At 67.9% G+C, this 19619-nt stretch carries 19 protein-coding genes; 18 read left to right on the top strand and 1 reads right to left on the bottom strand.

The window, feature by feature from the left end:
- The first annotated feature begins 12 nt into the window (after positions 1 to 12).
- Genes HDC31_RS17770 through HDC31_RS17800 form a run of 7 tightly spaced genes read left to right on the top strand, consistent with a single transcriptional unit; the run spans position 13 to position 7034 of the window.
- Positions 13 to 1317 (top strand): O-acetylhomoserine aminocarboxypropyltransferase/cysteine synthase family protein, encoded by a 1305-nt coding sequence (locus tag HDC31_RS17770; protein ID WP_058632239.1) that lies wholly within the window; start codon positions 13 to 15, stop codon positions 1315 to 1317.
- Complete coding sequence (locus HDC31_RS17775; protein ID WP_082682659.1) at positions 1314 to 1901, top strand: CoA-binding protein; 588 nt, start codon at positions 1314 to 1316, stop codon at positions 1899 to 1901. Before HDC31_RS17770 ends, HDC31_RS17775 begins: the two co-directional genes overlap by 4 nt.
- 31 nt (positions 1902 to 1932) lie before the next feature.
- Positions 1933 to 2532: a dephospho-CoA kinase gene (gene coaE, locus HDC31_RS17780; protein ID WP_058632240.1), complete on the top strand. Its 600-nt coding sequence runs from the start codon at positions 1933 to 1935 to the stop codon at positions 2530 to 2532.
- A complete protein-coding gene (locus HDC31_RS17785) occupies positions 2529 to 3746 on the top strand; it encodes an MFS transporter (RefSeq protein WP_113680214.1) in 1218 nt (405 codons plus the stop codon). The genes coaE and HDC31_RS17785 overlap by 4 nt, the downstream gene beginning before the upstream one ends.
- Before the next feature lie 12 nt (positions 3747 to 3758).
- On the top strand, positions 3759 to 4550 hold the full coding sequence (locus tag HDC31_RS17790) for a GNAT family N-acetyltransferase (RefSeq protein ID WP_113680213.1): 792 nt from the start codon (positions 3759 to 3761) through the stop codon (positions 4548 to 4550).
- Positions 4551 to 4597: 47 nt separating this feature from the next.
- The gene (gene uvrB / locus HDC31_RS17795; protein WP_046749425.1) at positions 4598 to 6670 is read left to right on the top strand and encodes an excinuclease ABC subunit UvrB; all 2073 of its coding nucleotides are present in this window, start codon (positions 4598 to 4600) and stop codon (positions 6668 to 6670) included.
- 13 nt (positions 6671 to 6683) lie between these two features.
- The gene (locus HDC31_RS17800; protein ID WP_218867902.1) at positions 6684 to 7034 is read left to right on the top strand and encodes a TfoX/Sxy family protein; all 351 of its coding nucleotides are present in this window, start codon (positions 6684 to 6686) and stop codon (positions 7032 to 7034) included.
- 55 nt (positions 7035 to 7089) lie between these two features.
- On the opposite strand, the gene HDC31_RS17805 is transcribed toward HDC31_RS17800, so the two are convergent.
- The gene (locus HDC31_RS17805; RefSeq protein ID WP_105724504.1) at positions 7090 to 7332 is read right to left on the bottom strand and encodes a hypothetical protein; all 243 of its coding nucleotides are present in this window, start codon (positions 7330 to 7332) and stop codon (positions 7090 to 7092) included.
- Positions 7333 to 7377: 45 nt separating this feature from the next.
- Here HDC31_RS17805 and HDC31_RS17810 point away from each other — a divergent pair, with 45 nt between their 5' ends.
- The 11 genes from HDC31_RS17810 (at position 7378) to HDC31_RS17860 (ending at position 19555) form a co-directional block, all read left to right on the top strand.
- Positions 7378 to 7821, top strand: a complete 444-nt coding sequence (locus tag HDC31_RS17810; protein WP_058632243.1) for a MarR family winged helix-turn-helix transcriptional regulator — start codon at positions 7378 to 7380, stop codon at positions 7819 to 7821.
- Positions 7822 to 7892: 71 nt separating this feature from the next.
- Complete coding sequence (locus tag HDC31_RS17815) at positions 7893 to 8648, top strand: DUF4129 domain-containing protein (protein ID WP_113680212.1); 756 nt, start codon at positions 7893 to 7895, stop codon at positions 8646 to 8648.
- Positions 8645 to 9118, top strand: coding sequence for a YeaH/YhbH family protein (locus HDC31_RS17820; protein ID WP_218867903.1), 474 nt, complete (start codon positions 8645 to 8647; stop codon positions 9116 to 9118). The genes HDC31_RS17815 and HDC31_RS17820 overlap by 4 nt, the downstream gene beginning before the upstream one ends.
- Positions 9115 to 10086 (top strand): MoxR family ATPase, encoded by a 972-nt coding sequence (locus HDC31_RS17825; RefSeq protein WP_113680210.1) that lies wholly within the window; start codon positions 9115 to 9117, stop codon positions 10084 to 10086. Before HDC31_RS17820 ends, HDC31_RS17825 begins: the two co-directional genes overlap by 4 nt.
- The gene (locus HDC31_RS17830) at positions 10083 to 11396 is read left to right on the top strand and encodes a DUF58 domain-containing protein (protein WP_230977915.1); all 1314 of its coding nucleotides are present in this window, start codon (positions 10083 to 10085) and stop codon (positions 11394 to 11396) included. Before HDC31_RS17825 ends, HDC31_RS17830 begins: the two co-directional genes overlap by 4 nt.
- Complete coding sequence (locus HDC31_RS17835) at positions 11393 to 11989, top strand: hypothetical protein (protein WP_147251271.1); 597 nt, start codon at positions 11393 to 11395, stop codon at positions 11987 to 11989. Before HDC31_RS17830 ends, HDC31_RS17835 begins: the two co-directional genes overlap by 4 nt.
- A gap of 9 nt (positions 11990 to 11998) precedes the next feature.
- A complete protein-coding gene (uvrA, locus tag HDC31_RS17840) occupies positions 11999 to 14887 on the top strand; it encodes an excinuclease ABC subunit UvrA (protein WP_113680975.1) in 2889 nt (962 codons plus the stop codon).
- Positions 14887 to 16791: an excinuclease ABC subunit UvrC gene (uvrC, locus tag HDC31_RS17845; protein ID WP_113680974.1), complete on the top strand. Its 1905-nt coding sequence runs from the start codon at positions 14887 to 14889 to the stop codon at positions 16789 to 16791. The genes uvrA and uvrC overlap by 1 nt, the downstream gene beginning before the upstream one ends.
- 34 nt (positions 16792 to 16825) lie before the next feature.
- A complete protein-coding gene (gene rapZ / locus HDC31_RS17850) occupies positions 16826 to 17698 on the top strand; it encodes an RNase adapter RapZ (protein WP_046749271.1) in 873 nt (290 codons plus the stop codon).
- 67 nt (positions 17699 to 17765) lie between these two features.
- Positions 17766 to 18743 (top strand): DNA-binding protein WhiA, encoded by a 978-nt coding sequence (gene whiA, locus HDC31_RS17855; RefSeq protein ID WP_017830285.1) that lies wholly within the window; start codon positions 17766 to 17768, stop codon positions 18741 to 18743.
- A 185-nt stretch (positions 18744 to 18928) separates the two neighbouring features.
- Positions 18929 to 19555, top strand: coding sequence for a superoxide dismutase (locus HDC31_RS17860; RefSeq protein WP_025105027.1), 627 nt, complete (start codon positions 18929 to 18931; stop codon positions 19553 to 19555).
- The last annotated feature ends 64 nt before the right edge of the window (positions 19556 to 19619 follow it).

Here is a 19619-nt window from a genome sequence, read left to right on the forward strand (position 1 = left end):
ATCGAGGACATCATGACCGAAGAACACCGCTTCGGATTCCGCACCAGAGCCCTCCATGCGGGGGGAACGCCGGATGCCGCCACCGGGGCCAGGGCGGTGCCGATCTACCAGACCACCTCGTTCGTCTTCGACGACGCCGCGGATGCCGGCAACCTCTTCGCCCTGCAGAAGTACGGCAACATCTACTCGCGTATCGGAAACCCGACGGTCGCGGCTCTCGAAGAGCGCCTCGCATCGCTGGAGGGTGGAATCGGCGCCGTCGCGACGGCTTCCGGGATGAGCGCGGAGTTCATCACGTTCGCGGCCCTGGTCGGAGCAGGCGATCATGTCGTCGCCGCCGCCCAGCTCTACGGTGGCACGGTCACGCAGCTCGACGTCACGCTGCGTCGCTTCGGGGTCGAGACCACGTTCGTCGCCTCGACCGATCCCGAGGACTTCGCCGCCGCGATCCGTCCGGAGACGAAGGTGGTCTACGTCGAGATGATCGGCAACCCCTCCGGGGAGATCGCCGACATCGAAGGACTCGCCGAGATCGCCCACGCGGCCGGTGTCCCGCTCGTGGTCGACGCGACGCTCGCCACGCCCTACCTCGCCCGTCCGCTCGAGCACGGCGCCGACATCGTCATCCACTCCGTGACGAAGTTCCTCGGAGGACACGGCACCACCCTCGGCGGCGTCGTCATCGAGAAGGGCGCTTTCGACTGGGGCAACGGCAAGTTCCCGCAGATGACCGAACCCGTCGAGTCGTACGGCGGCATCAAGTGGTGGGACAACTTCGGCGAGTACGGCTTCCTCACCAAGCTCCGCTCCGAGCAACTGCGGGACATCGGCCCCGCGCTCAGCCCGCAGTCGGCGTTCAACCTCCTCCAGGGGATCGAGACCCTTCCACAGCGCATAGACGCCCACCTCGCGAACGCCCGCGTCGTCGCGGACTGGCTCGCCTCGGACCCTCGTGTGGCCTACGTCACCTGGGCCGGGCTCGAAGGACACCCGCACCACGCACGCGCAGCCAAGTACCTGCCTCTCGGTCCCGGCTCGGTGTTCGCGTTCGGGGTCGCGGCGCCGGACGGTCGCGCGGCGGGGGAGACCCTGATCGAGAATCTGCAACTGGCCTCGCACCTCGCGAACATCGGCGACGCGCGCACGCTCGTGATCCATCCGGCCTCGACGACGCACCGGCAGCTCACGGAGGATCAGCTGGTCGCCGCGGGCGTGCGTCCCGACCTCATCCGCATCTCAGTCGGTCTGGAAGACGCCGACGACATCATCTGGGACCTCGACCAGGCCCTCACCACGGCGACGGGAGCGAACCGATGAGCACGACGAGTTCGGGCGATGCCTGCGCGCTGCCGGCTGTGACCGATGCGGCGACGTGTGCACTGCCCGGTGGGACTCCCGTCGCGGTCGCGGTGCCGGGGCGCACCTGGAGCGGACCGAACCAGCAGGAGCGATTCGGCCTGCTGCGACGCGCGAGGTCGATCGCGATCGTCGGGGCGTCGAACAACCCCGCCCGCGCGTCCTACTTCGTCGCGACCTACCTGCTCTCCAGCACGAACTACGACGTCTACCTGGTGAACCCGCGGGAGACCGAGATCCTCGGGCAGCCCGTCTACGCGACCCTGAGCGATCTGCCCGTCGTCCCCGACATCGTCGACGTGTTCCGACGCCACGACGACCTCCCCGGCGTGGCACAGGAGGCCATCGAGGCGGGCGCGCAGACGCTGTGGCTGCAGCTGGGCTCGTGGAACGAGGATGCCGCGGCGATCGCCGAGGGCGCGGGGCTGTCCGTGGTGATGGACCGTTGCATCAAGATCGAGCACGCGCGGTTCCATGGCGGACTCCACCTGGCCGGCTTCGATACCGGTGTGATCAGCTCCCGTCGCCAGTTGCGCGCGAGATGAGTCGCGTCGGGGCGAAGCCTAGACTGACCGCATGCCTCTCATCGCACTCACCGGCGGTATCGCTTCCGGGAAGTCGACCATCGCCCGCCGCCTGGCCGAGCACGGTGCCGTCATCGTCGACGCCGATCAGATCGTTCGCGATGTGCAGTCTCCCGGTTCGCCGGTGCTCGTCAGGATCGCCGAGACCTTCGGCGACGACGTCATCTCCTCGGACGGCTCCCTCGACAGGGCGGCGCTCGGTGCGAAGGTGTTCGGCGATGCGGGTCTCCTCGCGCAGCTCAACGCGATCGTCCACCCCGCAGTCCGTGAGGAATCCCAGCGGCGCTTCGATGCGGCCGTCCGCGGCGACGCGGATGCCGTGGTCGTCTACGACGTGCCGCTCCTGGTCGAGGCGAGGGTAGACGATCCCTGGGATCTCATCGTCGTCGCGCACGCGCCGGCTGACGTGCGCCGCGAGCGTCTCGTCGAGTTGCGCGGCATGGGTGAGGGTGCAGCGCAGGAGCGTATCGACGCCCAAGTATCCGACGACCGCCGTCTCGCGATCGCCGACGTCGTGATCGATACGTCGGGCACCGTGGAGAGCACGATCGAGCAGGCCGACGCCCTCTGGCAGCGGATCAGTTCACGGTGACGTTCGCGGGTCACACCCCGGGATCACGCGAGTACCGCCGGCTCCTCGTCGGTCTGTTCTTCGCCGGGGTCGCGACTTTCGCCCAGCTGTATTCGGCACAGGCCGTGCTGCCGCAGATCTCGGCCGAGCTCTCGGTCACGCCGGCGACGGCTGCGCTGAGTGTGTCGGCTGCCACGCTCGGCTTGGCGCTGGCCGTCATCCCCTGGTCGATGGTGGCCGATCGCATCGGTCGCGTGCCTGCCATGGCCACCGGGGTGCTCACCGCCACGGGACTCGGCCTCGTCGCCCCGCTGAGCGGAGAGATCGCCGCGCTGCTGGTCCTGCGATTCGCGGAGGGGATGGCGCTGGGGGCCGTACCCGCAGTGGCACTGGCCTATCTCAGCGAAGAGGTCGAAGTACGTCATACCGCCGCTGCCGCGGGGAGCTACATCGCCGGGACCACGGTCGGTGGACTGCTCGGGCGCATCGTCTCGGGGATCGTCGGGGAAGTGGGAGGCTGGCGGACCGGCATCCTCTCGGTCGCGGTAATGTGCGCGCTCGCCGCCGTTCTGTTCCTCTGGCTCACACCCCGCGCCAGGGGATTCGTCCCCGGTCGTCTGCGCACCGATCGAGGGCCCGGCATCCTGGCGAAGCTCATGGCGCCTCTGCGTTCACCTCTGCAGTGGGCCCTGTACGCGCAGGGATTCCTGCTGATGGGTGCCTTCGTCGCGGTGTACAACTACCTCGGGTTCCATCTCTCGGCCGCACCGTTCCTCCTTCCCGCCTGGCTGGTCACCCTGCTGTTCCTGGCATACCTGGCCGGCACGGTGTCGTCGCCGTGGGCCGGGACGCTCGCCTCGCGGGCCGGGCGATTCCTGGTCCTGCTCTCCTCGATCGGAGTGATGGCCGTGGGTGCCGCACTGCTGCTGCTTCCGGTGGCCGGCGTCGTCCTGGCCGGGCTCGTGCTGTTCACCGCCGGGTTCTTCGGCGCGCACGCCATCGCCTCGGGGTGGACGCCCGTCGCGGCCGACCCCGCCAGCAGGGCACAGGCATCCTCGCTGTACTACTTCGCCTACTACGCCGGGTCGAGTGTGTTCGGGTGGCTGCTCGGTCTCGTGTTCGGTTCGACGACCTGGGGCTGGTTCGTCGCCGTCATCGTCGCGATGTGCGGTGCTGCCGCGCTCGCGGCGGTCGCCGCTCTCCGTGGTGCCGAGAGCGGCCGCCCCGCCGTCTGAGAGGATCTCATCATGCAGCTGCAGTTCCTGGAAGCGTACGACCGTCAGCTCCGCACACATCCCGAGATCGCGGGGGCATCGAACGCGGCGGCGCACGGACCGCTCCTGATGGCGACGTTCCCCGGCGGACGCGGCTTCGTCACGTATGCCGAGCTCGGCGACGTGGATGCGGACGACGTCGCGCTGTTGGTCGACGCGGCGGCCGACCACTTCGCGGGGCGTCCGGAGGTGAGGTCGGTCGAGTGGAAGACCCGCGGTCACGATCGTGCCCCCGGCCTGCACGACGCTCTTGTCGCTCGCGACTTCGTGCCGGAGGAGCCGGAATCCATCATGATCGGTGAGGCACGCCCGCTCGCGCGGCACGTCGACGTTCCTGAGCACGTCAGGATCAGGCGGAGCCGTAGTGATGCCGACGTGTTCGCGGCGGGTGAGATGCAGGGCCGCGTCTTCGATGACCCCGACTGGCGTTCGAGGTCGGAGGAGCTCGTCGTGCACCTGCGCGAAGACCCTTCGGCGGAGCTGTGGATCGCTGTCGTGGACGACGAGGTGATCAGCGCCGGGAGGCTCGAGCCGGTGGCCGGCACCGAGTTCGCCGGTCTCTGGGGCGGTGCGACGCTCCCGGAGTGGCGAGGCCGCGGCATCTACCGCGCTCTCACGGCGGAGCGGGCGCGCTCGGCTATCGCGCGTGGGGTCCGCTACCTCCACTCCGATTCCACTGAGTTCTCGCGCCCGATCCTGGAGCGGTCGGGACTGGTGAAGGTGTCGACGACAACGCCGTACGTGTGGACTCCCGTGCGAGGCTGATCCTGCGCGACGGCCTCGATGTCGGAGGGGCGGCATACGCTGGAGGTATGCAACCCACGCGCAGTGTCCGCCCCTTCGAGGTCATCAGCGAGTATGAGCCGGCCGGAGACCAGCCGAAGGCCATCGCCGATCTGGCGGCGCGCATCAATGCCGGTGAGACAGACGTGGTGCTTCTCGGCGCGACGGGTACCGGCAAGTCCGCCACGACGGCCTGGTTGGTCGAACAGGTCCAGCGTCCCACGCTCGTGCTCGCGCACAACAAGACCCTCGCCGCCCAGCTCGCGAACGAGTTCCGCGAGCTCATGCCCAACAACGCGGTCGAGTACTTCGTCTCGTACTACGACTACTACCAGCCGGAGGCGTACGTACCGCAGACCGACACCTTCATCGAGAAGGACTCCTCGATCAACTCCGAAGTCGAGCGACTGCGGCATTCGACGACCAACTCGCTGTTGAGCCGACGCGATGTCATCGTGGTCTCCACAGTGTCCTGCATCTACGGACTCGGGGCGCCGGAAGAGTATCTGCGGGCCATGGTCGCCCTCCAGGTGGGGGAGCGCTATGACCGCGATGCGCTCATCCGTCAGTTCATCGCCATGCAGTACAACCGTAACGATGTCGACTTCTCGCGGGGCAACTTCCGTGTGCGCGGAGACACCATCGAGATCATCCCCGTCTACGAAGAGCACGCCATCCGCATCGAGCTGTTCGGTGACGAGATCGAGGCGCTGTACTCGCTGCATCCGCTGACCGGCGAGGTCATCGAGAAGCTCGACGCCGTGCCGATCTTCCCGGCATCGCACTATGTGGCCGGTACCGACGTCATCCAGCGCTCCATCGGCACGATCGAACACGAGTTGGAAGAGCGCCTCGCCGAGTTCGAACGTCAGGGCAAGCTCCTCGAGGCGCAGCGTCTGCGCATGCGCACGACCTTCGACCTGGAGATGCTCCAGCAGCTGGGCTTCTGCTCCGGCATCGAGAACTACTCGCGTCACATGGACGGTCGCATGCCGGGCGAGCCTCCGCACACGCTGCTCGACTTCTTCCCCGACGACTTCCTGCTCGTGATCGACGAGTCGCACGTGACGGTGCCGCAGATCGGCGCGATGTACGAGGGCGACGCATCCCGCAAGCGGACGCTGGTCGACCACGGGTTCCGTCTTCCGAGCGCGATGGACAACCGTCCGCTGCGCTGGGACGAGTTCAAGAACCGCATCGGACAGACGGTGTACCTCTCGGCCACTCCCGGGAAGTACGAGATGGGGATCGCCGACGGCGTCGTCGAGCAGATCATCCGCCCGACCGGCCTCGTCGACCCGGAGATCGTGGTGAAGCCGTCGAAGGGGCAGATCGACGACCTGCTCGAGGAGATCCGCGTGCGGGTCGAGCGCGACGAGCGTGTGCTTGTCACGACTCTCACCAAGAAGATGGCCGAGGAGCTCACCGACTTCCTCGGCGAGCACGGTGTGCGTGTCCGCTACCTGCATTCCGATGTCGACACGCTGCGCCGCGTCGAGCTGCTCAGTGAGCTGCGCGCTGGCGTGTACGACGTTCTCGTGGGTATCAACCTCCTGCGCGAGGGCCTCGACCTTCCAGAGGTCTCCCTTGTGGCGATTCTCGACGCCGACAAGGAGGGGTTCCTGCGCTCGGGTACGTCTCTGATCCAGACCATCGGCCGTGCGGCACGAAACGTGTCCGGTGAAGTGCACATGTATGCCGACAAGATGACCGACTCCATGACGAAGGCGATCGAGGAGACCGACCGACGTCGGGAGAAGCAGGTCGCGTACAACAAGGAGAACGGCATCGATCCGCAGCCGCTCCGCAAGCGCATCGCTGACATCACCGAGGTGCTGGCCCGTGAAGGTGCAGACACGGCGGAGATGCTGTCGGGTCGTGGCCGCGCGACGGGCAAGGGCAAATCGCCGACGCCCAACCTGCGTCGTACCGGGATCGCCGCCGAGGGCGCGCAGCAGCTCGAGGCCACCATCCAGGATCTGTCCGACCAGATGCTCGCGGCTGCGGCGGAGCTCAAGTTCGAGCTCGCCGGGCGTCTGCGCGACGAGGTGCAGGATCTCAAGAAGGAACTCCGCGCCATGGAGCGCGCCGGACACGCGTAAGCGGGGACCAACGATGGACGCTGCGGGGAACGAGCTGGCGGATCGTGTGCGCGCGTTGCTCGGAGCAGACACGGAGATCGAAGAGCGGCGCATGTTCGGCACGAGAGCGTTCCTCGACGACGGGCACATCCTGGTGGGCGCGCGTCCTGGGGGAGTGCTGCTGGTCCGTGTGGCGGATGAGGACGGCGCCGCGCTGCTCACCGAGCCAGGCGCGGCACGCGCAGTGATGGGGGCGCGCACCATGAGTTCGGGGTGGCTCGACGTTTCGCAGACGGCGATCGAAGACGACACAGCGCTCATGTTCTGGCTGGATGTCGCTCGAGAGTCCGCCGTTTCGAGGGCGGAGAGCTCGGAGCAGGGCTGACACGGATCCCCGCGCTCTCAACGATCGCGTGCCAGGGCGCGGACGGCCGCTCGCCCTAGGGGCAGTGCACCAGCGTCTTGGGTCCGGAGCGGTCGATCTCGTGCTGCGTCATCGGAGCCCCGCAGAGAGGGCAGGCGCGTTCGGCCCGCTCGGCCGCGCTGGGTGGGGGCGTCTTCTCGTACGGGCCGACGGAGGCGGGTCCTGCGAACCGGATGAGGTTCGTGTTCACCCAGGAGTACAGTCCTCCTGCTTCGCGGATGCGAGTGCGGAGGGGCGGGCGGTCGGAGTCCTGTGCCATGTTGATTAGTGTACTAACTATTAGTGCAGATGTATAGTCTCCCTTGTGACCCCCACCGACGACCTGCTCCGGCTCGAGAACCAGCTCTGCTTCGCCCTGGTGACAGCGGCGCGCAACGTCGTCGCCCTGTATCGACCGATCCTCGAGCCACTCGGCCTGACGCACCCGCAGTACCTCGTCATGCTGGCGCTCTGGGAACGAGCTCCTCGCACGCTGAATGACCTGGCCGTCGACCTGGCCATGGAGCCCGCGACCGCATCCCCGCTGGTGAAGAGGCTCGAGGCGGACGGGCTGGTCGCGCGTCAGCGAAGCACCGAGGACGAGCGGCGACTCGAGATCACTCTGACGTCGGCGGGCGCTGCGCTACGCGAGCGCGCGGTGGAGGTTCCGCACCAGGTGATGGCCGCGGTCGGTATGGGAATCGACGAGATCGCGGCGCTCCGCGACGGTCTGGGCCCGTTCGCCGGGCGCCGTCCCGACCTCGGCTGACCTGTCGTCGGCGTCCGGCTCTGCCGGAGGTGATGGCGGTCCGGGGGAGACGCAGCCCCTAGGGTGGGGGCATGTCCCGCTCCGAGCCCTCGGTCCCGGTGCATGAGACTGCCAGGTCGAATCGCCCACGGATGCTGCTGCTTCCGCTCGTCGCGATCGCCGGCTTCTTCGCGACGATCATGTTCGCTGCAGCGGCGCAGGGGCTTCCGCAGTTCGGGGGATGGCTCGCCGATGCCGAACCACGGGCCGGCGAGGGCACGGGGCCGACGGCGCCGGCGGAGACCGCACCCCCTCCGATGGATCCACCGGAGGACTCTCCGCTGCTCGCGATCATCGGATACGTCCTCGCCGCGCTCGTCCTCGCCGCCGTGCTCGCGATGGTGTTCTTCGGCGCCCGCCTCCTGATCCGCTACCTCGTCGGCCTCTGGCGCGACCGTCCTCTCGCGCGCCGAACGGCGTCGGCCTTGGATGCACACGTCGTCGCAGTGCCTGCAGCCGGGGGCGACCCGGACGAGGCGACGATCCGGCGCGGCATCGCGGAGGCGCTGCGGACGGTCGATGACCGGTCCCGACCCGGCGACAGCATCATCGCGGCGTGGGTGGGGCTGGAGGAATCCGCGGCGGATGCCGGTGCGGGGCGCGGTGTCAACGAGACGCCCTCAGAGTTCACCGTGCGCATCATCGGCAGACGCGCCGGGATCACCGACGACGTCGTCACCCTGCTGGGCCTCTACGAACGCGTCCGCTTCGGCGGTCACGATGCCAACGAAGACGATCGTGCCCGAGCTGCCGAGTGTCTTCGCGGCATCCAGGAGGGGTGGCGATGAAGAGACAGGTCCTCGTCGTGAGCGTCGGTGTCATCGGCGCCGCGGGCGTCCTCCTCCTGCTCGGACAGCTGGGGTTCCCCGAGCCGTTCGTGCTCGCCTGGATGATCCTCGCCCTCGCGGTGGTCTTCGCCTGTCGTCAGGAGTTCATCGAGGTCGGACCCGAGTGGCCTCCGGAAGCGCCGAGCCGCAGTTCGCACGGCTCTGAGGTCTCCCGCATGGCATGGGCGATCAACACCCGCACGGGGGTCGCCGGCCACGTCGTCGTGCGTCGCGTGCAGGCGGTGCTGCGAAGACGCCTCGCCCTGCACGGTCTCGACCTCGAGGACCCCGCACAGCACGCACGCATCGACGCACTCCTCGGCGAGGGGGTGCGGGACGCCCTGCACCGTCGCGAAGTGCAGCGCACCGACATCGAGATGGTGCTCGATGCGATCGACAGAATCCCCAACGACATGGAGGAGCCCGGATGACCAGCCAGGAGACCACGCAGATCGCCGAGACCGGGCGTCGGGTGCTCGACAGCGTCCGTGGAGCCGTCGTCGGGATGGACGAGCCTCTCACGATCGCCCTCGCCGCGATCCTCGCTGGCGGCCATGTGCTGTTCGAAGACGTCCCGGGCCTCGGCAAGACACTCGCCGCGCGGAGCCTGGCTTCGGCGCTCGGCCTCGACTTCCGACGTCTGCAGTGCACCCCTGACATGCTTCCCGGGGATGTCACGGGCTCCTACGTCTACGCACCGGCCACCGGCGAGTTCGTGTTCCGGCCGGGGCCGATCTTCACCGGATTGCTCCTTGCCGACGAGGTGAACCGCACTACGCCGAAGACGCAGTCGGCGATGCTGGAGGCGATGGCGGAGCGTCAGGTGACGGTCGAGGGCAACAGCTTCGCCCTGCCGCGTCCCTTCCATGTGATCGCCACGTCGAATCCCATCGAGTACGAGGGAACGTACACGCTTCCCGAGGCGCAGCTCGACCGCTTCATGGTGCGGCTCGCGGTCGGCTACCCCGTGCCGGAGGACGAGACCCGCATCATCCTCGACCGCGTGAGACGGCAGAGCCCGGATGCCTCCGTCGAGTCCGTCGTCGACGGAGCAGGGCTCCTCGCGATCCAGGCGGCGGTCGAACGGATCCACGTCGATGCCGATGTCGCGAGGTACTGCGTCGAGCTGACGAGGGCCACCCGGGACGCGGCGCACGTCGCCGTCGGCGCCTCTCCTCGGGGATCACAGGCTCTCGTCCTGCTCGGCCGAGCGCTCGCCGCCCTGGATGATCGCGACTACGTCCGACCGGACGACATCAAGCGCATCGCGGGGTCCGTCCTCGCTCACCGACTCACGCTGACGCCGCAGGCCTGGGCCCAGGGAGTGGATCCTCGTTCCGTCGTCGCGACGGTGGTCGACGTGACTCCGGTTCCTCCGACAGTGGCTGCGGTACGGTGACAGAGTCGGTCCGCGTCACGGCGCGCTCGCATGTGCGCTGGAGTCGGACGCCTGTGATCGCGATAGGACTCGCGGGTTCCGCGATCGTCGCAGCCGCCGGCCTCGTGTTCTCTCGGCCCGATGTGGTCGGTATCGGTCTCCCGCTCGCACTGGCGACGGTGTGGGTACTGCTGCGCCGTCCCCACGACGGCGTGCTGTCGATCGAGCTGCGGGCACGGCCGGAGGGTTCCGCCCCTTCGTCGGATGTGGTGGGGGCGGTGGGCGCCGACCTCGACACCGGCTGGCTCCAGGTCGCGGTCGACCAGGAGGAACGGCGGTCCGGGGTCGCCGACGTGTTGCCGGGGCGCTCCATCCTGACATCGCGCAACCGGCTGCAGCACTCTGGTCCTGTCGAGCTCCTCGGCGTGACGGCCCGAGGAGTGGCTCTCGACGGCGCCTGGGTGTCGGAGCCGGCACCCCGCGTCGCGCTGGAGTGGCACACGCCACCGAGGCAGGAGCGCATCGGGCAGCTGCCGGTCGCGCCACGGCTCACGGGCCTGCACGGCGCCCACGAGGGGTCTCGGCCCGGACAGGGCGGCGATTTCCGAGACATCCATCCGTTCGCCCCCGGTGACGAGCTGCGTCGTGTCGACTGGCGGGCGACCGCGCGCGCCGCCCGTCGACCCGGCGACCTGCTCGTGCGACGCACCGCCGCCCTCAGCGACTCATCGGTGGTGATCGCGATCGACACCGCAGAGGACCTGGGAACGGTCGTCGCATCCTGGGGAACGGACGACGCCGACCGATCGGGTGTCACCTCCCTGGACCACGCCCGCGAAGCCGCGCTGTCGATCGCGACCGCTGCGATCGGCGTCGGCGATCGCGTGTCGTACCACGCACTGTCGCCCGGCGGCCGGAGCCTTCCCGCCGGCGGCGGCCCGCGTCACCTCGCCCGCCTTCGCGACGTGATCGCGGCGACGGGTCAGAGTGAGGGCGACCCCCGGTATCGCCGGTCGCCGGTCGTGCCGCCGGGTTCCATCATCTTCGTGCTCTCGACGTTCTTCGACGGCGCCGCCGCTCAGCTGGTCACTCGCTGGCGGGCGTCAGGCCACGCCGTGGTGGCCGTCGACGTCCTCCCTGCACCGGAGGAGAGCCGACTCACGCGTGAACAGCGCATCGCGTTGCGCACCCTGCTGGCGGAGCGCTCCGACATCCTCGTCGAGCTCGAGCACGCCGGCGTCGAGGTCGTCAGATGGACGGATTCCGATGCCGACGTCGCGATGAGGCTCGCGGCTCTTCGCCAGCAACGGATGCGGATGGTACGGAGGTGAGGCGCCGACTCCGATCGTTCCGGGTGCGGGCGGCCGTTCCGGGGGTCGTCGTCCGACTGCTGGTGGTGGGTATCGCGTGGGGAGGGGCGCTCGTGCTCGTCCCCTTCCCGTTGTGGCAGGGCGTCGCCGTGATCGCCGCAGCGCTCGCCGTCGTGCTCCAACGTTCCCTGGCCGCCTGGCTGGCAGCCGCATGCCTCGTGTTCGGCATTCTCCTGACGGACCCGGATCCGGGGCGCACCGCTCTGGCAGTGCTGCTCGTGCATGCGATCCACGTGCTCGGATCGTTGAGCCTGGTGATCCCGATCTCCTCGCGTGTCGCGCTTCCCGTTCTGGGGTCGAGTCTCGCGCGTCTCCTCGTCATCCAGCTGCTGGCGCAGCCCGTCGTGTTCGGCGTGTGGCTGCTCGCGCCTTCGGATGTCGTGCACGGCCTCACCCCGCTCGCACCGCTCGCCGCCGCGGCGCTCGCCGTCGGAGTTCTGCTGGCCCTGCACGCCGCCCGGAGAGCGGACGCTCACCCCCGAGAGTCCGAACGGGTGGAGGGGGAGAGCATCGCGGTGCGGCACGACGGAGCCAATGTCCGTGGCCCCTCGTAGACTTGTCCGGTGCCCATCGTCCCCGTTGCCTCCCCCGGAAAACTCAGTGTCCGCGGTGCCCGCGTCCACAATCTCAAGAACGTCGACATCGACATTCCCCGCGACTCGCTCGTCGTGTTCACCGGTCTGTCCGGATCGGGAAAGTCCAGCCTCGCGTTCGACACGATCTTCGCCGAGGGGCAGCGCCGCTATGTCGAATCGCTGAGCGCGTACGCGCGCCAGTTCCTCGGTCAGGTCGATCGGCCCGACGTCGATTTCATCGAAGGGCTGAGCCCCGCCGTCTCGATCGACCAGAAGTCGACCAACCGCAACCCGCGGTCCACGGTCGGCACGATCACCGAGATCTACGACTACATGCGACTGCTCTGGGCGCGCATCGGCATCCCGCACTGCCCTGAGTGCGGCGAGCGGATCCAGCGTCAGACGGTGCAGCAGATCGCGGATCAGCTCATGGAGCTCCCCGAGCGCACGCGGTATCAGGTGGTCGCGCCGATCGTCTCGCAGAAGAAGGGCGAGTTCGTCGACCTTTTCCGGGAACTGGGCGCGAAGGGGTACTCACGCGCGATCGTCGACGGCGACCTCATCCAGCTGGCCGAGCCTCCCACGCTCAAGAAGAGCTACAAGCACGACATCGCCGTGGTGGTCGACCGCCTGGTCGCATCCGACGACATCCTCGGACGCGTGACCGACTCGGTCGAGACTGCGCTGGGACTCGCCGGCGGTGTGGTGCAGATCAACTACGTCGACGGCGAGGGCGACGACGCCTGGCAGACCTTCTCCGAGAAGCTCGCCTGTCCGAACGGCCACGCTCTCACGCTCACCGAGATCGAACCGCGCACGTTCTCGTTCAACGCGCCGTTCGGAGCCTGTCCCGCATGCTCCGGCCTCGGCACGCGCATGTCCGTCGACGTCGACCTGATGCTCGGTGACGAAGACCTGTCGATCCGCGAGGGCGTCATCATCCCGTGGACCACGCAGGGCAAGGGGCTGTTCCAGTACTACGAGCGGCTGCTCGAGGGACTGTCGAACGACCTCGACTTCTCGTTGGACACTCCGTGGCGTGAACTGCATTCCGATGTGCAGAACGCTGTGCTGCGTGGCGAGAACTACAAGGTCTCCGTGAAGTGGAAGAACCGCTACGGTCGCGAGATGCGCTACACCTCGGGCTTCGAGGGTGTGGTGCCCTACATCGAGCGCCAGTACCTGCAGGCCGAATCGGACAACCAGCGCAACCGCTGGGGCGAGTACCTCCGCGAGGTGCCGTGCCCCGTGTGCGACGGCGACAGGCTCAAGCCCGAGGTCCTCGCGGTGCAGGTGCACGGGCACTCGATCGCCGAGGTCTCGCACCTGAGCCTGGCCGACGCGCGTGCCTTCATGGAGACGCTCACACTCACCGAGCGTGAAGCCAAGATCGCGGCTCAGGTGCTGCGTGAGATCCGCCTTCGTCTCGATTTCCTGCTGCAGGTGGGTCTGTCCTACCTCAACCTCAGCCGCTCGGCGGGGTCGCTGTCCGGTGGTGAGGCGCAGCGCATCCGTCTCGCGACGCAGATCGGCTCCGGACTGACCGGAGTCCTCTATGTCCTGGACGAGCCGTCGATCGGTCTGCATCAGCGCGACAACCGCCGTCTGATCGAGACGCTGCTCACGCTGCGCGACCTCGGCAACACGCTGATCGTGGTGGAGCACGACGAAGAGACGATCGAAGCAGCGGACTGGGTCGTCGACATCGGCCCCGGCGCGGGCGTCAACGGCGGTGCGGTGGTCCATTCCGGACCGTACTCCGCCCTGCTCGCCGACACGGAATCCATGACCGGGGAGTACCTGTCCGGCCGTCGTGAGATCCCCATGCCGAAGAAGCGCAGGAAGATCGACAAGAAGCGGATGCTGAGCGTCGTGGGCGCTCGGGCGAACAACCTCCGCAATGTCACCGCAGACTTCCCGCTCGGCGTCCTCACCGCAGTCACCGGGGTCAGCGGCTCCGGGAAGTCGTCTCTCGTCAACGACATCCTGTACCAGGTGCTGGCGTCGCGGCTGAACGGTGCGAGAACCGTCCCCGGCAAGCACACGCGGGTCACCGGACTCGACAACCTCGACAAGGTCGTGCACGTCGATCAGGCCCCGATCGGTCGCACCCCGAGGTCGAACCCGGCCACGTACACGGGAGTGTTCGACCGCATCCGCACCCTGTTCAGCGAGACGCCCGAAGCGAAGGTCCGCGGTTACCAGCCCGGACGCTTCAGCTTCAACGTCAAGGGCGGCCGGTGCGAGGCCTGCTCAGGCGACGGCACGATCAAGATCGAGATGAACTTCCTGCCCGACGTGTACGTCGACTGCGAGGTCTGCCACGGCAAGCGCTACAACCGCGACACGCTCGCCGTGCACTACAAGGGCAAGAACATCGCCGAGGTGCTCGAGATGCCGATCGAGGAGGCAGCCGAGTTCTTCGAGCCGATCCAGGCGATCCACCGCTACATGAAGACGCTCGTCGACGTCGGGCTCGGGTACGTGCGACTCGGCCAGTCGGCGACGACCCTGTCCGGTGGTGAGGCGCAGCGCGTCAAGCTCGCGACCGAGCTCCAGCGACGCAGCAATGGACGCAGCATCTACGTGCTCGACGAGCCGACGACGGGTCTGCACTTCGAAGACGTCCGCAAGCTCCTCGAAGTGCTCAACGGACTGGTCGACAAGGGCAACACGGTCATCGTGATCGAGCACAACCTCGACGTGATCAAGTCCGCGGACTGGGTGATCGATCTCGGCCCTGAGGGCGGTTCGGGCGGCGGACAGATCGTCGCCACGGGTACCCCGGAGCAGATCGCGCGCGTCGAGGAGAGCCACACCGGTCTCTTCCTCGCCGAGATCCTGGGTGAGGGGCGCTCCGCGCGGAAGGCCAGCTGATGGCCGACGTGTTGCCGTACAAGCCGCGGGCCGGAGAGATACCCACCGACCCCGGCGTGTACCGGTTCCGCGACTCGGCCGGTCGCGTGCTCTACGTGGGGAAGGCGAAGAACCTCCGGCAGCGGCTGTCGAACTACTTCGCGCCGCTGCGGACCCTGCACGAGCGGACCCGACGCATGGTCACGACGGCGTCGTCCGTCGAGTGGACGGTGGTCCCGACCGATGTCGACTCGCTCCAGCTCGAGTACATGTGGATCAAGGAGTTCGATCCGCCCTTCAACGTGCGGTACAAGGACGACAAGTCCTATCCCTTCATGGCTGTCACGCTCGCAGACGAAGCACCGCGTGTGATCGTTACGCGCAACCGGAAGATCCCCGGCGCTCGCTACTTCGGCCCTTTCCCGAAGGTGTGGGCCGTGCACGAGACGATCGACCTGATGATCAAGGCGTTCCCGATCCGCACCTGCAGTGACTCCAGCTACCGTCGCGCCATGCAGACGGGCAGGCCGTGCTTCCCCGGCCAGATCGGCAAGTGCGGTGGTCCGTGCTCGATGACGGTGAGCATCGAGGAGCACCGTGCCATGGTCGACGACTTCGTCGCCTTCATGGCCGGTGGTGATGAGCGCTTCACGCGCGAGCTCACGAAGCGGATGCTGGCCGCGTCGGCGGCGATGGACTACGAGGCCGCAGCCAAGTATCGGGACAAGCTCTCGGCCATCGAAGCTGTGCTGGGCAAGAGTGCACTCGTGCTCCCCAGTGATGAGGACGCCGACCTGTTCGGCATCGCCGAGGACGAGTTGGCGGCGGCGGTGCAGCACTTCGTCATCCGCGGCGGCAGGGTCCGTGGTGTGCGTGCTCTGACGATCGAGAAGGAGATCGACATCTCCAGCGGCGAACTCGTCGAGCAGGTTCTCCAGCAGGCCTACGGCGAAGCGCAGGACGTGCCGCGGCGTATCCTGGTGCCCACGCTGCCCGACGACGCCGCGGAGCTCGAGCTGTGGCTGCGTGAACGCCGCGGTAAGAAGGTCGAGATCGCGGTGGCGCAACGCGGCCAACGCGCAGATCTCATGCGCACGGCGACCTTGAACGCACAGCAGGCGTTGATCCGTCACAAGACACGGCGCACGACCGACTACGTCGCCCGCACGCAGGCTCTCACTGACCTGCAGGAGGCGCTCGGGATGGACGAAGCGCCGCTGCGGATCGAGTGCTTCGACATCTCGCACCTCGGCGGCACGAATGTCGTCGCCTCGATGGTGGTGTTCGAGGACGGCCTTCCCCGCAAGGACCAGTACCGCTCGTTCAACATCGCCGAGACCACGGATGACACCGACTCGATGTATCAGGTGCTCCGTCGTCGCTTGGCCTACCTCGACCGACCCGAAGAGCCGGAGGCCATCGACCCGACGACAGACGAGGTCGTCGGGGAAGACGTCGGCGAGGCGACAGCACGTCGGAAGCCCCGCTTCGCGTATCCACCGCAGCTGCTTCTCGTCGACGGCGGACAGCCTCAGGTCGAAGCGGCGGCCAGGGCGCTCCGTGATGCGGGACACACCGAGATCGCGGTGTGCGGCATAGCGAAGCGACTCGAAGAAGTCTGGCTTCCCGGCGAGGACTTCCCGGTGATCCTGCCGCGCACGAGCGAAGCCCTCTACCTGTTGCAGCGGCTTCGCGACGAGGCACACCGGTTCGCGATCACGCATCAGCGCAAGAAACGGCGGAACGACATCGGCTCCGTCCTCGCCGAGGTTCCCGGGCTGGGTGCCGCGCGCATCAAGGTGCTGCTCAAGCACTTCGGCTCGGTCACCGCTCTTCGCGCGGCAGAACCGGGGCAGATCGAAGAGGTCCAGGGGATCGGTCCCGTGCTCGCCCAGAACATCCACACGCACCTCTCCACTCGCTAGGCTGGAGGTCGAGGGGGAGAGGGAGCACTGAGCGATGTCTGACGGGGAAAAGGGCGAGTTCCTCATCGTCACGGGAATGTCCGGCGCGGGTCGGACGACGGTGGCGAACGCACTCGAGGACCTCGGCTGGTACGTGGTCGACAATCTGCCCCCGCAGATCCTGCGTCCTCTGCTCGATCTGACCGACATGGGTGGCACGGCGCTGCCCAAGGTCGCCGCCGTCGTGGACGTCCGTGGACGCAACCTCTTCGACGACTTCCCCGGTGTGGCGCGTGCGCTGCGTTCCCGTGGCTCCGTCCGCGTGCTGTTCCTCGACGCGTCGGACGACGTGCTGGTGCGTCGATTCGAGTCCGTGCGCAGACCGCATCCGTTGCAGGGGGAGGGGACTCTGCTCGACGGCATCCGTACCGAGCGTGAGCGCCTCGCCCCGATCCGCGAAGGCGCGGACCTGGTGATCGACACCTCGATGCTCAACATCCACCAGCTCGCCACGCACGTCTCCGACATCTTCTCGGCAGAGGGCGAGGCGCGGCATCGGGTCACGTTGCTGAGCTTCGGATTCAAGTACGGGCTTCCGACCGACGTCGACATCGTGGCAGACATGCGATTCCTGCCGAACCCGTTCTGGAACGAGGAGCTGCGCGGTCAGACGGGACAGGACGAGCCCGTGCGCGAGTACGTCCTCTCCCGCGAAGGCGCGATGGAGTTCCTGGACTCCTATTCGAAGGCGCTGGTGCCCGTGCTCGAGGGATACCAGCGCGAGAACAAGAGCCACTCGACGATCGCTATCGGCTGCACCGGCGGGAAGCACCGTTCCGTGGCGATGTCGGAAGAGCTGGCGCGCCGCCTCGCTGCGATCCCCGGAGTGGCCGTGAACGTCCGTCACCGGGACCTGGGCCGAGAGTAGCGGGCCGTCCGGCCGAGTAAGCTGGACGTTTGCGTCGCGATCCGGCGCGTGAACGTGAAGGAGTGTCGTGGCACTAACCACCGACGTCAAGGCCGAGCTGGTCAGCATCCGCAACGCACCCCCGACGGTGCGAGTCGCGGAAGTGACCGCCATACTCCGGTTCGCCGGTGGTCTGCATTCGATCGCCGGCCGTGTGGCCGTGGAGGCCGAGGTGGATGCCGAGACTCTCGCACGACGCGTCGCCCGCGACCTCGCTGAGATCTACGGCGTGCGCCCGGAGATCGCCCAGGTGCAGTCGAGCACCGCGAACGACGGTGCACGCTGGGCTGTGCGGGTGATCGCGCAGGGGGAGACCCTGGCCCGTCAGACGGGTCTGCTCGATCAGCGTCGACGGCCCGTCCGTGGGCTTCCCAACCGGCTCACCACCGGTTCCCGGGCCGAGGTCGCCGGCTTGTGGCGCGGCGCGTTCCTCGCGGCCGGCAGCCTGAGCGAGCCAGGACGCTCCGCCATGCTCGAGGTCGTCTGCCCGTCCTCGGAGGCGGCCATGGCTCTCGTCGGCGCCGCGCATCGACTCGGGGTGGCCGCGAAGGCCCGTGAGGTGCGCGGTATGCCGCGCGTGGTCGTGCGCGAAGGCGAGGCCATCCGCACCATCCTGAACGAGATGGGAGCGCAGAAGACCGCGATCGCCTGGGAGGAGCTCCGCCAGCGCCGCGAGGTCAGGGCCGGCGTCAACCGTCTGGTGAACTTCGACGACGCGAACCTGCGCCGTTCCGCACAGGCCGCCGTTGCCGCGTGCGCGCGTGTCGAGCGTGCCCTCGAGATCCTGGCCGACGAGGTCCCCGATCATCTGAAGGTGGCGGGCGAGCTTCGTCTCGCGCACCGTGATGCCAGCCTCGACGAGCTGGGACACCATGCCGACCCGCCACTGACGAAGGACGCCGTCGCCGGTCGCATCCGTCGCCTGCTGGCGATGGCGGACAAGCGCGCGCAGCAGGAGGGCATTCCCGGAACGGAAGCCGCCGTCCCCGTCGGACTCGACGTCTGATCCGCATCCTCGACCAAGGCCCGTCGTCCGGCATCCGGACGGCGGGTCTTCGTCATACGGCGGAAGGATCGGGGCCGTGGCCGCGTTGTCGTCAGTAGGATGAATCACGTCCGCTCTACGCCGCACATCGGCGGCGCGGAGGATCGGCAAGCGCCGCGGCGCGGCGCGGATTGGATGAAAGCGATATGGCGACCTACACGCTCCCCGACCTTCCCTACGACTTCGCAGCCCTCGAGCCGCACATCAGCGGCAAGATCATGGAGCTGCACCATGACAAGCACCACGCGACCTACGTCGCCGGCGCGAACACCGCTCTCGAGCAGCTCGCCGAGGCTCGCGAGAGCGGCAACCTCGCGAACGTGAACAAGCTCGAGAAGGACCTCGCCTTCAACCTCGGCGGTCACGTCAACCACTCGATCTTCTGGACCAACCTGTCGCCGAACGGCGGAGGTCAGCCCGAGGGCGAGCTGAAGGCCGCGATCGATGAGTACTTCGGCTCGTTCGAGAAGTTCCAGGCGCACTTCACCGCCGCGGCCACCGGAATCCAGGGCTCCGGCTGGGCGGTGCTCAGCTGGGACTCGATCGGCTCGCGCCTCATCATCCAGCAGCTCTTCGACCAGCAGTCGAACACGGCGCAGGGCACCATCCCGCTGTTCCAGCTCGACATGTGGGAGCACGCCTTCTACCTCGACTACCTCAACGTGAAGGCCGACTACGTCAAGGCCGCGTGGAACATCGCCAACTGGGAGAACGTCGCCCAGCGCCTCGAGGTCGCCCGTCAGCAGACGAACGGCCTGCTGGTACTGTCGTAATCGGGTCGCGTCCCGACGGGCCACGGCTCGTCGGGACGCCCTCTCAGCCAAAAAACCCCGCACC

It is taken from the genome of Microbacterium sp. JAI119 (genome assembly GCF_013410135.1).
Classification (GTDB): Bacteria; Actinomycetota; Actinomycetes; order Actinomycetales; family Microbacteriaceae; genus Microbacterium; species Microbacterium oxydans.